Consider the following 13,681-nt stretch of genomic DNA (forward strand, 5'->3'; position numbering starts at 1 on the left):
GTGTCAATTTGGCTGGTTGTTGCTGGTTTATTAGTTATTTATTTCATCGGGTGATGAATTTTCTGGCTAGAAATATGACCCCCAGAATTGGGAAGCCCCACTGTGCCTAACTGGAATAGCGTGGTTATGTCCAAAAAAAGGGGATTCGAGAGGCTGCTAAACCACGAAATAATTAGCCAGCAGTATATTTGTTTTTTAGAAAGAGCTTATAGCATTTTCTAGGAGTTCGGGCTGTATCCAATTCTTGACATCAATCTCTCCTAGTTGCTCATTGCCTGGAATGACTTTGAGTTGTTGGATGTGATCTGTAATCCAGTCCATGCGAATTTGTGTTTCCGGGAAAAACAGACCCGTGCGATTTGATTGCTGATCATCAAGGGTTTTAGACACAATTTCAGGATCTAGCCTCACCCAGCTACTGACTAGGGAAGGAGCACTGGGTGTGTTGATATACCAATGCTGAGCAGCAATCAAGGCTTTTAGATAAGCAACCACTAGTTCTGGGTGCTGTTCAGCAAAGGAATCTCTAACAACAATCCCATGAAATGTCGGTAATTTAGTCAAATCAGGCGTATCTACTAAACGCCTAAACTTACCATGGTGACTGGCAATTTCGTGGAGAGGCGCAAAATAAGCATAGCCATCAGCCTGGTCATTTCTGGGGGTGAGGCGATCAATACTCAGATTGTCGATTGAGTTTAAGGTGACTTCGTGAAGTAAATCGGCCTGGAACAGGGTACGCATCACCATGCCATGGGCCGATGATGCAAAGGGAACGGCAATTACCCGATGGCGCAGATCATCTAAGCTGCTCAGGGAAGAGCGACCAGGAACAATAATGGTATTCCCGGTACCGTCAGGGTTGCTGGCAACAAAGCTAACTAATCGAGTTTTGGTGGAAGGGGACGGGTCATTCTCTGAGGCCAAACCACTAGTCAGCCCGCTAAGTAACAAGGGGTAATCCCCTAAAATACCGATGTCTAACTGTTGGGTTTGGAGACCTGCAGCAATGGGAGCCCCTGAAGTGAAATCATGCCACTTAATTTGATAGTTTGTTTTGCTGTATTGACCGCTTCTGGGCAAAAAGTGTTCGAGTAGTCCCAATCGTTGGATAATCACCCCCGCAGTCACGGTTTGTATGGTTTTATTTTGGGTGCCGATAGTCAGCGTCAAGGTTTCTGAAGAGGCTCCGTGGGACTGTCGTAACCATAGGCTAGGAGATTGCAAGTGGGCAGCCGATTTAGAGAATGATTTCTGGGATCTAATCCGCTGAGCCCGTTCAGATTCTTTGGAAACCAGCTGAATAAATTGTTGCAGGGGAGCAGGGGATTGAAGGTCGGCACGGTGTTGGCGCGGGGTCACCCTGGAGAGCCGTCTAGGCGTTACCATAAACAGCTGGTAGTCCAGGGCAAACTCCTGCAACGGAATAGAAACCAAGAGGTTAGCCTGACGTTCTGTTTGGAGCTGTAAGCTAGAGCCAAAGCCTAAATAGTGCCCTTGGCTCAAAAACGTATTTAACAAGCTAGGCGATTGGACAAACTCTCGGTGAGTAAAGTCTGAGAGATGCATATCCAACTCTGCCAGCCTTGCCTCTAGAGCCACATGATCTGGTGTGCCAGCGCCTGGAAATACCCAGGCCTCTGACGTTAGATCGCGCAGGCTTAGCCACTGGCATGGAGCTAAGCGATGGTCAGTCGCCACCATCAAGAAGTATTGAAAACTATCAATGGGTATCGAGTCTATTTCATCAAAGCCATTGAGATTTGTCTCGGCAAAACCAATTTCAATCTCTCCTACGGTGATGGCTTGGTGGAGCTGTTGTACTGTGTTAAAGGGTAAACACTGCAGCTGGATATCAGGATATTTCTGACGATACTTAAATAGAATTTTAGGTAGCCATCCGTTAGCGATACTGTCAGTACAACCAATTTTTAAACGGCTATATTTTCCCTGTTTAATTTCATTGATTTCGTTGATTAAGCGATTTTCTAAGGCTAGTAGACTAGGACCTGCTTCGAGTAAATAACTACCTACAGCCGTTAGCTTTATTTTGCGACCGAGTCGATGAAAAAGATCGACACCTAGATTGGCCTCCAGGGACTTAATTTTGGCACTCACAGCAGGCTGGGTAAGATTTAGGGCATCTGCTGCTTCAGTAAAGCTCAGGTAGCGGGCAACTTCTAAAAAAACTCTTAAATGATAAATTTCCACAACAAAATTCCTGGCGAACTAGGCCGCGATTTAAAGGCCTACTTGCAGACCCGATTGGACATTCAAGCCATTGAATCTAGGCACAAATTAACCTCACTATTGTGCCATTACCTATCTAAATCAAGCCTGTACAGATCCGACGTGATATTGCTGGTTTTTATGAGTATATAAAAAAAATGAATCGAAAAACAGTGCCTTTTGATACAAACGATCTTGAGGCGATCACTGAGTCTCTTTAGAATAGAGATAGCGGACATGGAAAGTATGAATATCTCCAAGCAACGTAGTTTTAAAAACATGTCCACTTGAGACTTTAGATTGGACCGCGAGTTTTCTATAAAAACCACACCGCTGAACCCATAGCTCAAAAAAGCACTTACCTGCTTTTGATGACCCTCCGACCGGTTGAGGCTTGATCACCTTATTGAAAATGAGGACTTTTGTGTGAATACTCAGCACCTGCAAACAGATTTTTTAGTGATTGGTGGAGGTACCGCTGGCACGATGGCGGGTATCAAGGCCAAGCAGGCTAACCCCGATGCCGATGTTTTGATCCTGGAGAAAGCTAATATCCGTCGTAGCGGTGCGATCGCAATGGGGATGGATGGCGTCAACACCGCCGTGATCCCCGGCAACTCCACCCCAGAACAGTATGTGAGAGAAATCACTATTGCCAACGATGGCGTTCTAGAGCAAAAAAACGTTTATCAAACCGGACGCTGGGGATTTGAAGTTATCCAAGAGCTAGAAAGTTGGGGTGTTAAATTCCAAAAAGACAACGAAGGGAATTACGACCTAAAACAGGTACACCGCGTGGGCAAGTATGTACTGCCCATGCCCGAGGGGAAAGACTTAAAAAAGATTCTTGCGCGGCAGGTTAAACGCCATAAGGTACGGGTGACTAACCGGGTGATGGCCACTCGGGTCATGGTTAAAGAAGGGCGAGTGATTGGGGCTGTCGGTTTTGACGTTCGCAAGGGAGATTTTGTTGTTATCCAGGCAAAAGCCGTGGTGTTGTGTACCGGAGCTTGCGGACGTCTGGGACTACCGGCCTCTGGATATCTCTATGGCACCTATGAGAACCCTACCAATGCGGGCGATGGCTATTCCATGGCCTACCATGCCGGCGCAGAACTGACCAATATCGAATGTTTTCAAATCAATCCCCTGATCAAGGACTACAACGGTCCCGCCTGTGCCTATGTGGCCAGTCCCTTTGGGGCCTACACCGCCAATGCTGAGGGGAATCGCTTCATCAGCTGCGACTACTGGAGTGGTCAGATGATGTTGGAAACCTGGAAAGAGTTGAACTCTGGAAAAGGGCCGGTACACCTGAAGATGTATCATCTGGATGACGACACCATTTCAGAAATTGAGCGGGTGCTGTGGGCTAATGAGCGCCCCAGTCGTGAGCGTTTCCATGAAGGTCGAGGAGAGGACTACCGCACCAATGGCGTGGAAATGAACATTTCAGAGATTGGTCTGTGCAGTGGCCATAGTGCTTCTGGTGTCTGGGTCAATGACAAGGCTGAAACCACCGTACCCGGTCTCTATGCCGCTGGCGACATGGCCAGTGTGCCCCACAACTATATGATTGGCGCCTTTGTCTCTGGACGCCTATCTGGCATGAATGCCATGGAGTATGTGGAGGGGCTGGAGCATGTGGACCCTGACCCAGAGTTTCTCGCGACAGAACAAGCTCGCATTTATGCCCCCCTGGATCGCCCCGATGGTGTTCCCCATACCCAGGTGGAGTACAAGCTGCGTCGCTATGTGAATGATTATCTGCAGCCGCCTAAATCTCCTACTAAGATGGATATCGGTCTCGCTGCCTTTGAGCGGTATCACGAAACCCTGGATTTGATGGGAGCCCAGGACCCCCACGAACTGATGCGCTGTATGGAGGTTCACTTTATCCGAGACTGTGCCGAGATGGCGGCCCGGGCCTCTCTCTATCGTAAAGAGAGTCGTTGGGGACTATATCACTATCGTCTGGACTACCCTGAGAAAAATGATGAGGAATGGTTCTGCCATGTGAACTTAAAGAAAACAGAGTCGGGCGAGATGGAAATGTTTAAGCGTCCGGTGGCTCCTTACATTGTGGAAGTGGATCTCCAGCAGGAAGTGTATGACGTGGCGGTACGGTAGGGATCGGTAGAAGCGTTCCATGGAATGCCTCTACCGATCCAACGTCAAAAATTCTGTTCTTTAATTGAGAAACCCATCTATGGCTCAAGCTACCCAACGTGTTGATGTCCCCGTGATTGTGGACGAATCTAAATGTCTCGAAAAATGTAAGGCCTGTATCGAAGTTTGCCCTCTGGATGTGTTGGTGAAAAACCCTGAGACGGGCAAAGCCTACATGAAATACGACGAGTGTTGGTTTTGCCTTCCCTGCGAGAAGGAATGTCCCACCAATGCCATTACCGTTCAGATTCCGTTTCTACTGCGTTAGGGAGAAAACTCACCATGGCCCATACCGACCTTGATCCAGAAGTGGTGCAGTGGGTGGAGATGCTGCGATCGCAAGACCTCAACGATCGCCTGGTTGCCGCCAAATCCCTACAGCACCTGGGGGATGAAGACGCCATTGACGCCCTAATCCAGAGCCTGAACGATGAAAGTGCGAGGGTACAAGAGATTGCTGTCACCGCCCTTTGGGAAATGGCAAACCCAGTGGTGGTGCCGCCGCTGCTGGACTGTTTAAGCTCTGATCATGAACCTGAGGTACGCGAGGAGGCCCTATCCGCGCTAAAAGAACTGGTCGCCCCAGATGATTTACTCAAGCTGTTGGACGTGATTCAAGTCGATGACGTCAACGTGCAGCTGAATGTACTGATTCTGCTGCGCAAGATTCACGATGCCCAGGCGTTGCCCTATATTCTGCCGTTCTTTGAGTCTGAGAATCCGGTGCTGCGGGAGGCGTCTGTGGTTACCCTGCGGTATCTAAACCAGGTGGTGCGCTGTGAGCCCGCCCTGGCCCTGGCCAAGGATACTAATGATGAGGTCAGGCGTTCGGCGATTTTGACCCTGGGCTATCTAAGTGATGATGAGGTAGTGCCGATGCTGTGTGGTGCGATTGCAACCGATCCAGACTGGCAGGTGCGGCGCAACGCGGCCCAGTCCCTCGATTTACATGCGACATCTGCCGCCACCCCAGCTTTAACCCAAGCCATGGCCGATGACCATTGGCAGGTGCGCAAGTTTACCGCCCGTGCCCTACAAAAAGTCGCCACCGATGAGACTATTCCCACCCTGATCAAAGCCCTTTCTGACGAGTATTCTGATGTGCGACGCGATGCTGCCATTGCCCTGGGTAACTTGGGTAACCCTGAGGTTTTACCAGCCCTAAAACAAACCCTGGATGATCCAGATAGAGACGTACAGATTTTCTCTCAGCGGGCCATCCAAAAGATTCAGGATCAGCTAGCGGAAGCATCCAATGCCTAACCACGATTCTCCCTTTGTTCGTACCCCTCATCAGTCCCCCGATGCTATCCCTGATAGCCCAGTGATAGCTGTCCGTAGACAGGCAGCTATTCACTGCCTCAAGCAGGTTTTTGAGCCAACCCTCAACAAGAACATTGTTGACCTGGGCATGGTGCGAAACCTGCGGGTGGTCGATAACTATGTGTATCTAAAACTCTATATTGGTGTCCATCAGCATAGCCTTAAAGATGAGGCTCAGTTGGCCTTAGGCGATTTAGAGTGGTGTCAAAAAGCCTACATTCAGATTTGCACAATTCCTGGGGTGCGCACCACGCTAGCCGTATCCAGCGGCAAGGGAGGTGTTGGTAAGTCCACCACCGCTGTGAATCTAGCCGCCGCCTTAACAAAAACCGGTGCTAAGGTGGGTCTGCTTGATGCTGATATCTATGGTCCCAATGTGCCCCAGATGTTGGGACTTGCCCAAACTACGGTTGAGGTGATCGATACACCGGAGGGGCAGCGGTTCAAACCCTTGGAGGCCCATGGCATCAAGGTCATGTCCGTGGGACTGCTGGCAGCGCCCGACCATCCTTTAGCCTGGCGTGGTCCCGTACTCCATAAGATTATTACCCAGTTTATCCAGGATGTGGATTGGGGAGAGTTAGACTATCTGTTGATTGATCTACCCCCCGGTACCGGCGATGCCCAGATCACCATTATTCAGGAGAGCCCTATCTGCGGCGTGGTGATGGTAACAACACCGCAGCAGGTAGCAGTATCAGACGTGCGGCGCAGTATCCACATGTTTCGTCAGGTGGGTGTGCCGGTCTTGGGCCTGGTAGAAAACATGAGCTACTTGATCTGTGGCTGTTGTGGAGAGCGCACATCCATTTTTGGTAGCGGTGGCGGCGAGCAAATGGCCCAGGAACTATCCGTGCCGCTGCTGGGCCAGGTCCCCATCGATCCTCAGATTTGTCAAGGGGGTGATATGGGGCGGCCTTTAGCTGATGATGAGGCTCCTTTGGCCCAGATATTTGGTGCGATCGCGACCGGTTTGAATCATACATTTTCTCCGATGATAGGCCGCACAAAAAATCAGACAACAACGGTTCTATAAGGGATCGACTACAAAACTAATTTTTACGGACTGTTCCCTTTGCCGTTGGGGCAGGCATCTCAGCTACCTGTGAGTGAACGTATTGAACTGATTACAGTACTTGTGCAATCATTGTCTGATGCTCAAACTGAAGAAAATTGGCAATATCTAGTATCTCGTCACAAGGTGAAATAGCTGAAAATGGCCGTTATTTACGACCTTGAACATGTTACGACCTATCGTTATCAAAACCCGGTCACCCTTGGGGAACATCGCGGCATATTTCTACCAGGGGCAGGCTATAGCAGTCGAATTTTGAACTATTCGCTGGAGACGAACGTACCCTCCAAAATTCGTTGGATGATGGATACCCTCTCCAACAATATCGCTCTCATCAGGTTTAATGAGCCGACAGACACACTAGTGGTGCGCTATCAGCTCAAGGGTGAGCACTTCGGCATTAAAAAGATCACTGAATTTCCCATTGATAATCGCGCTAAACAGGTTCCCGTACAGTACACCTCAGAAGAGTGGATTGACTTAGCGGGGTTTATGCGGCCCCATGCAGAAGACCCTGACGGACAGGTGGCTGCCTGGGCTAAGAGCTTTGTTGCTGGCGACCAGGACGATACCCTAGACGTACTGCAGCGGATGATGGGGACTCTTTGGAAAAACTGGACTTACCAGGCTAGGGAGACGGAAGGGACTCAAACACCTAGTGAAACTCTGCGTTTGCGGTCGGGTACCTGTCGTGACTATGCCTGGCTGATGATTGAAGCCCTTAGACGGTTGGGGTTTGCCTGTCGCTTTGTGAGTGGCTATCTCTATGATGAGGCTTTAGATGGCGGGGATGTGGGCATGGTGGGTTCGGGGGCAACCCATGCCTGGCTCCAGGTTTATTTACCAGGGGCTGGCTGGCGGAGCTACGATCCGACCAATCGGATTACTGCCGGGTTTGATTTGATTCAAGTTGCGATCGCACGCCACCCCGGCCAGGTCATTCCCCTATCCGGCTCATGGAATGGCCAACCCGATGACTACCTGGGCATGGACGTAAACGTTGATATTCATAAATTAGGCATAATCCCTCAGTTTGAAGAGGCCAGTACGTAGGCTATGGGGGTGCCCCAGTGCCATAGGGCTAATCGCAGGGTATGCCCAAGGCACTACCCTGACGAGTTGGCTCATCAGGGTTACTAAATACTGAAGTCGGATTTGGCGTTACTTCACACTAGCCACTTGCTGTGGCATCGGATAACGCAGGATGGCAGCTGCCATCGTATTGGCCGGCATGCTGGCTGGCTCCGTTACAAACACCTGTCCACCACAGTGGAGAGTATAAATAGCGGCTAAGTTCGACAGACTATCGGTACGTAAATCTGCCTTGTCATCTTCAGTAAACTGGCGCGATTGAGCGTCATAAATCACCCACTTCTGTTGACCCGGTGTGAGAAATAACGTTTCAATTTGGCCATCGTGGGCCGCGTTGATAATGTCGCTAAGACGGTCTGAGGTGTAGGGTGAGCCCGCTAGCTTTAAATAACGGATCTTGCTTTGCCGCAGAGACTGTCGAAAATGGTCTCGGGCAAAGGGCCAGGTCCATTTGTGTAGCTCCTGGGGATTTAGCTCATCAGGATTAGTCTCTACCGATCGATCTAACAGTGTGGGATAGCTATTAATCTCCCGATACATTGGGAAGAGGTAGTCCACGCCCACAAAAATCATGGGTCTACTGGTCTGAGTCAGGGATGATTTTAGCCCTTTATCAATAGCTCTCAAAAATCTGACAATGTCTGTCCTGTTGTCAGCTTCGCCAGCACTCTGACCGCGATAGACGGCAGAACCGCCCTTAGACCTACTAATGTGAAACTGAAACTGCTTCTCGAGAGTATCGTACTTTAAAGCTTCATCTAAACTGATGGGAACAGAGTCTACATTTAATGGCTTGATGGACGAACGGGTAGCTTCAAAAACCCGTACCTGATTCTGACTGACTGCCAAGACATAGTAGGTGCCATTATTGGTCCAAAACGGGATCAGCGGCTTAATGTAGAAATTACGACTGACGCTGGTGAATTCATCAAAATCTATGGGTACCTGGTAGTACTGGAAAAAATCTTCTCCTAGAAAGAGAGCCAGTCCGTCGCTTTGATGCTGCCAGAAATCGCTATCTTCTAATAGCTCACGGGCGGGAGCCAACAGGGCGTTGATCTTCTCCGTTGCTATGTCCGCCTTGATCAGCTCAGTCGCGATCTGACCTAGCAGATTTCTCAGACGGATAGGGTCTTGCTGGACTTGGGAGCCACCTCGGTGGGTGGGCATATAAATCGAAATGGAGGTATCTCCTTGAAATTGAAGCAGGGGTTCAACAGTAGGGGTATTGGGAAAAGTCATTCAGTTCCTCAAATAGGATTTGCAATGTCACGAGAATGTCACGGGAATGTCGCGGCGTCTAAACCATGGCCAAGTCGAGACCAGGGGTCCTTCGTAGAAGAAAAGCCCCAGTGCCAGGTGTGAAAGAAGAGTATCTAGTAAACTTGACTCGATGGCGGATGGCTAGTTCTAATAGCGGTGAGCGGCTCCAGAATCAGGTAGGAGTGCAACGCTCCGGTGGGAACAACCCAAGAGTCACCCGGCGTCAGAGTAATCACTTTGCCATCTACATGAAGTTCGGCCTCACCTTCAATCACATAGCCTGTAACCTCATAGTCTTGGCTAATATAGGATCTGCTCTCCTCTGCTGATGGGTCGGGAAAAGCCTGCCAAAACCACATCGCCAGCTCCTGACCTGATATTAGCAATGTGGATCCTGACGGCGCTCCGTCAGGCCCTGAGCTATTTTTATGGGCTCTTAGCGGTTTGATCATTGACTTAGCAAGATTAGACTTTATAACCGTCGCTGTTGCTGATAGGGCAACTGACGTACTCTCGTGTACATCTCCATATCACCAAAGATCAGACTTAAATACATCTGGCATTTGGTCGAAATGACATATACCTATGGGTAGAGATTTTGGGAATAAAGATTTTGCCAGGGCCAGCTATTGATCTGGCAGTAAGGTTCCGTTTAATGGTTCAGACGCGATCACCTTCACACGTTGTTGAGGAACGCCAAAGTCTATATTGGCTTGCTCAAAGGCGATTTTAAGACGACGTCGGTATTCACGGGCCACCTCCCACTGTTTGAGGGGAAGGGTTTTGATCCACAAACGGACTGTAGCCCCGACATGATCAATATTATCCACGCCTAATAGCAAGGGTGTCTCCAAAATCAGCGCTTGCCATGCAGAATCCTCTCGCATAGTGTCGGCAACGTTTTTGATCAGCTCAAGGGCTTCGTCAATGTCATTATTGAGGGCAATGGGTATCTTTAAGTCAACCCGAGACCATTCCTTGGAAAGATTTTGCACAATGTCAATCTGGCCATTGGGAATGGTAATTAGCCGTCCTTCTTCATTCCGCAGCTGGGTGATGCGCAGGTTCATGGTTTCTACCAAACCTGTCATCTCACGCACAATGATGATATCCCCAATCCCATAATGGTCCTCCATTAGGATCATAAAGCCGTTAATCACGTCTTTGAGTAGGCTTTGGGAGGCTAAGGACAGTGCCAGACCGATGATACCGGCACTGGCGAGTATGGGCCCCAAGTCTATACCAATGATGGCGAGAATGATGAGTCCACAGATAACGCTGACGAAAAGAACCAGAATACTTTTGGTGACCTGGGAGAAGGTGGAAAAACGCAGGCTTGTGCGCTGGGTGCGTACGGCGTCAAACGGTGCCTGGTCGTAGAGTGCTAGAAACAGCCGATCGATGACAAGATCGCCTAGATGAATGATGGCATAGCCGAAAAAAATTGCGATCGCAATCCTCAACGGCACCCTCAATAGCTGAATTAGGGGCTGCTGCCACAGACGCGTGTAGGGAAATAATCCCAAAATAATAAAGCTGCCCCCACCCCAGATCAGCAGTTCACCCAGCCACAGGAACCAGTTCTTAAGCTCATAAATGCGCTTAGCCTGTCGCCGCATAATCCGCTGGCTTACCAGCTGGCTAGCCGCGTTGATGGCTTCTGGATCGTTAGATAGCCAGTGGTGTAGCTTGTAGAGTCCCCCACCGACAGCCAGCATCGCCAACAACAGCGCCCCGGCCCGTCGCAGCCGCTGTTGAATAATTTTTGGCTGGCGTTCGTATTGGTAATATGCGATCGCATCCGTCAGAGTAGTCCGCAATTCTTCAGCTCGAATCTCGGTCGAACCCACCCCCACCAAAGCAGCATCTGCCGTGGTAACCGTCATCAAAAACTGATCGCCAACGAAGATGACCGGCTGATTGGTGTCATTATCCACTTTCCAAGTCACACCGCTAGCAGCCTCGTCGGCCACATAGGCCTGTAAACGTTTAGAAATCTCTTTTGCCCGGCTAGTAGGGGATATGCCATCAACTACGGCTACTTGGAATAGAAAGCGACCGTCTAAGCGGACAGCCGCCGTTTCTATCGGTAGCGGAGGAGCGACGATCTCAATTTCGTTTTCCAGGATACTCGGGAGAGTAAGGCTGTCGAATTGAGCATCAACTGGAACACTCGCCAGCAGAAAACAGATCACCCCCGTCAGCAGGGCCATCAACCAGTGATTAAACTTCATACCTGTACTCGATGGAATGCTATCAAGACTGTATATCTTCTAAAAAACGTCTAGGAATTTGAGGATAGGAAATATCGTAGTCCCTAAACGTTTGCTTAGCCCGTATGGTCAGGTCTGTCTTGTATTTAAACTCATGGCGAGCATCAATGGGATAGCACTTTAAGCTAAACAGAGTCCCCCAAATTTTGTCTTCAACAATGACTACGATGGGTAGTCTCAGCTCGGTATACCGACTCGTTTGGGCTACCCGATATAGAATATCTTGTACCTGCTGGGCATCAACAGAATGCTCTAAATAAAAATGAGTCACAACCTGGGCTTCTAGATTCCCCATATTGGAATTAGAAATCGCATGGGTCCAGATTTTGTTATGGGGAATACTGACAATGTCATCAGTTGGAGTTTTTAGTCTTAAGCCTCTGAGGCCATAGGTTATGACTTCGCCATAGTCATCTTCAATCTGGATGCGATCGCCAATCTGATAGGGCGCTTCAAACAGGCCCAAAACACCTGCAATAATAGAATTAACATAGTCTTTGAAAGCAAAGCCAACTGCAACCGCAACCGTGCCCGTAATGGCAAAGACATTTTCCCTAGATAAGTTGAATAGCTGATTCATCAGCACCACCAGGGCGATGATCAAAACTAACATGCGAACAAACGGGACAAACTGTTTGATGCGCAGTCGTGATTCCTTTGCGACCCGTTCCGAAAGCCAAAAGAGCAATCGACTAGAGAGCTGAATTAGTAAATAAGCGGTAATAACGACAGTAAGTGCTTCTACAACTTTGAACGTTGTAATTTCAGTGAGAATATCCTTTGCTTTGTCAGTAGCGCTGTCAGAAGCCTGGGCAACACTGGTCAGGGTAACTAGCAACATCATAGTGAAAAATTATCCCCTGCTAGCTTGGTATGAACCAGCGGATAGTAAACGGGGTTTAGTCTAAAGCGTTGTTCCTGCTGCTCAATAATGCCAGCTTTCCGTAGAGTTTGAACCAAAGGCTCAATTTGGTAAAGCGTCAGACCTAAACTCTCAGCCAGCTCCAGCTTGGTCAACGTCCGATGAAGCAGGAGCGAATAGAGTAGATAAATACTCTCACCTTCTAGCTCTGGCATGCTTGGCTGCTCCGCCAGCCTGGCTTGAATTTTACGATTTTGAAACGGCTTGGATGGCTTTTCTGAGGCTGTCTGTTCTTTTTCTGGATCGTCATCGATAACCTGCAGCGTATTGAGAAAAAGCTGGACTGCTACAGTATCGATGCCATCTGTTTTGTCCGCTAGCGTACTGAAATATTTTTCCTGCCAGTCCACATTCTCGTTAGTCACCTTAGCCCTAAGCGAAGATGACTGAAACTCTATATTTAGCTCAGAAACGATGGGGTCAAGCCATTCCTTCAGCTGTTTGCCGGTAAGCTCATTCAGGTGGGTGATCCGATTACTGTAGCCATCCAATGCAGAAATTGCCTGCAGGTACTGCCACCCTACCTGCCCTAGACCCAGAATCCAAAAACGCGATGGGTCGGTAAGCAAATGCTGGGTAAAATAGTCCATACTCTTAAGGCCCTCCACACTGCGCAGAAAACAATGTTCTAAACAGGGAATGACAACGATCTCACGGTTATGTAAAGAGTCTGCCTGCTGCCGCAGACTCTTTTGCAATGATTCCACATCGGGGCGGACGGGCCATTGGACTAGCTGTAGTGGAACTCCCTGATAAGTAAGCTTTTCATCTACCCGAGGATCGTTGCCAGCCAAAGTTTTTACAAAAACGCTGAGGATGTCCGTCAGGTTAGTTGCTGAGGAACTAATGACAATCCAAACATTATCGTGACAGCCAGCCAGCCAGCCCCTAGGGTTGCTCCGCTGGCCTTGATGCCAGGCTTCAAATGCATGCTGGAATTCTGTTTGTAGCTGTTCTGAGTGATCAGGATGGCTGGGCAACTGCTGGAGCTGGGTTAACAGCTTCTGTCTCAAATCACTCGGCAGCTGTAACAGTGAATTTTCGGGGTCAGGGGACGTTTGCTGATTCCTTGACAACCAGGTCGACAGAGAGCGACGTTGCTGTTGCAGCCAGGCGCGGATCACGTCAAAAAAGGAGTTAGCTGCACTCATTCCATACCAATGACTAGTAACGTCGATTTAAGTAAGTGTATCTGCTATATCTATAATCTCACGGTTCGCTAGAAAATATAGGAGAATAGCGAATAGCGTAATAATGCCCAAAATCGTATCCCAGCCAAGCAATGGCCCAGTTGATCAGTAACGAACGCGTCGATGATATCCCACTGCTATTAAG

11 protein-coding genes are annotated in these 13,681 nt (G+C 49.0%); 5 read left to right on the top strand and 6 right to left on the bottom strand.

Going from position 1 to position 13,681, the window contains the following annotated elements:
* Positions 1-195: 195 nt before the first annotated feature.
* Positions 196-2,211, bottom strand: coding sequence for a LysR family transcriptional regulator (locus tag IQ260_RS31715; protein WP_193994294.1), 2,016 nt, complete (start codon positions 2,209-2,211; stop codon positions 196-198).
* Positions 2,212-2,655: 444 nt separating this feature from the next.
* Here IQ260_RS31715 and IQ260_RS16955 point away from each other — a divergent pair, with 444 nt between their 5' ends.
* The 5 genes from IQ260_RS16955 (at position 2,656) to IQ260_RS16975 (ending at position 7,849) form a co-directional block, all read left to right on the top strand.
* On the top strand, positions 2,656-4,359 hold the full coding sequence (locus IQ260_RS16955) for a fumarate reductase/succinate dehydrogenase flavoprotein subunit (protein ID WP_193994295.1): 1,704 nt from the start codon (positions 2,656-2,658) through the stop codon (positions 4,357-4,359).
* A 79-nt stretch (positions 4,360-4,438) separates the two neighbouring features.
* Positions 4,439-4,666: a 4Fe-4S dicluster domain-containing protein gene (locus tag IQ260_RS16960; RefSeq protein ID WP_193994296.1), complete on the top strand. Its 228-nt coding sequence runs from the start codon at positions 4,439-4,441 to the stop codon at positions 4,664-4,666.
* A 14-nt stretch (positions 4,667-4,680) separates the two neighbouring features.
* Positions 4,681-5,661 carry a HEAT repeat domain-containing protein gene (locus IQ260_RS16965; RefSeq protein WP_193994297.1) on the top strand — a complete coding sequence of 327 codons (981 nt, stop codon included), beginning with the start codon at positions 4,681-4,683 and terminating at the stop codon, positions 5,659-5,661.
* On the top strand, positions 5,654-6,757 hold the full coding sequence (locus IQ260_RS16970) for an Mrp/NBP35 family ATP-binding protein (protein WP_193994298.1): 1,104 nt from the start codon (positions 5,654-5,656) through the stop codon (positions 6,755-6,757). The genes IQ260_RS16965 and IQ260_RS16970 overlap by 8 nt, the downstream gene beginning before the upstream one ends.
* A gap of 180 nt (positions 6,758-6,937) precedes the next feature.
* Positions 6,938-7,849, top strand: coding sequence for a transglutaminase family protein (locus tag IQ260_RS16975; protein ID WP_193994299.1), 912 nt, complete (start codon positions 6,938-6,940; stop codon positions 7,847-7,849).
* A gap of 108 nt (positions 7,850-7,957) precedes the next feature.
* Here IQ260_RS16975 and IQ260_RS16980 read toward each other — a convergent pair whose 3' ends face one another.
* From IQ260_RS16980 to IQ260_RS17000, 5 genes are all read right to left on the bottom strand, one after another.
* Positions 7,958-9,130, bottom strand: coding sequence for a baeRF7 domain-containing protein (locus IQ260_RS16980; RefSeq protein WP_193994300.1), 1,173 nt, complete (start codon positions 9,128-9,130; stop codon positions 7,958-7,960).
* 134 nt (positions 9,131-9,264) lie between these two features.
* Positions 9,265-9,603 (bottom strand): cupin domain-containing protein, encoded by a 339-nt coding sequence (locus tag IQ260_RS16985; protein ID WP_228016193.1) that lies wholly within the window; start codon positions 9,601-9,603, stop codon positions 9,265-9,267.
* A 174-nt stretch (positions 9,604-9,777) separates the two neighbouring features.
* The gene (locus tag IQ260_RS16990; RefSeq protein ID WP_193994301.1) at positions 9,778-11,385 is read right to left on the bottom strand and encodes a mechanosensitive ion channel family protein; all 1,608 of its coding nucleotides are present in this window, start codon (positions 11,383-11,385) and stop codon (positions 9,778-9,780) included.
* Between the two features lie 22 nt (positions 11,386-11,407).
* Positions 11,408-12,268 carry a mechanosensitive ion channel family protein gene (locus tag IQ260_RS16995; protein ID WP_193994302.1) on the bottom strand — a complete coding sequence of 287 codons (861 nt, stop codon included), beginning with the start codon at positions 12,266-12,268 and terminating at the stop codon, positions 11,408-11,410.
* Positions 12,265-13,497: a hypothetical protein gene (locus tag IQ260_RS17000; RefSeq protein WP_193994303.1), complete on the bottom strand. Its 1,233-nt coding sequence runs from the start codon at positions 13,495-13,497 to the stop codon at positions 12,265-12,267. The genes IQ260_RS16995 and IQ260_RS17000 overlap by 4 nt, the downstream gene beginning before the upstream one ends.
* Between the last annotated feature and the right edge of the window lie 184 nt (positions 13,498-13,681).

This window comes from Leptolyngbya cf. ectocarpi LEGE 11479 (genome assembly GCF_015207065.1).
Taxonomy (GTDB): Bacteria; Cyanobacteriota; Cyanobacteriia; order Phormidesmidales; family Phormidesmidaceae; genus Leptothoe; species Leptothoe ectocarpi.

Excerpts from the sequence above, each read along its gene's own strand:
- IQ260_RS16960 (WP_193994296.1), top strand. The coding sequence starts at position 4,439 with ATGGCTCAAGCTACCCAACGTGTTGATGTCCCCGTGATTGTGGACGAA.
- IQ260_RS16965 (WP_193994297.1), top strand. The coding sequence starts at position 4,681 with ATGGCCCATACCGACCTTGATCCAGAAGTGGTGCAGTGGGTGGAGATG.
- IQ260_RS16970 (WP_193994298.1), top strand. The coding sequence starts at position 5,654 with ATGCCTAACCACGATTCTCCCTTTGTTCGTACCCCTCATCAGTCCCCC.
- IQ260_RS16975 (WP_193994299.1), top strand. The coding sequence starts at position 6,938 with ATGGCCGTTATTTACGACCTTGAACATGTTACGACCTATCGTTATCAA.
- IQ260_RS16980 (WP_193994300.1), bottom strand. The coding sequence starts at position 9,130 with ATGACTTTTCCCAATACCCCTACTGTTGAACCCCTGCTTCAATTTCAA.
- IQ260_RS16985 (WP_228016193.1), bottom strand. The coding sequence starts at position 9,603 with ATGATCAAACCGCTAAGAGCCCATAAAAATAGCTCAGGGCCTGACGGA.
- IQ260_RS16990 (WP_193994301.1), bottom strand. The coding sequence starts at position 11,385 with ATGAAGTTTAATCACTGGTTGATGGCCCTGCTGACGGGGGTGATCTGT.
- IQ260_RS16995 (WP_193994302.1), bottom strand. The coding sequence starts at position 12,268 with ATGATGTTGCTAGTTACCCTGACCAGTGTTGCCCAGGCTTCTGACAGC.
- IQ260_RS17000 (WP_193994303.1), bottom strand. The coding sequence starts at position 13,497 with ATGAGTGCAGCTAACTCCTTTTTTGACGTGATCCGCGCCTGGCTGCAA.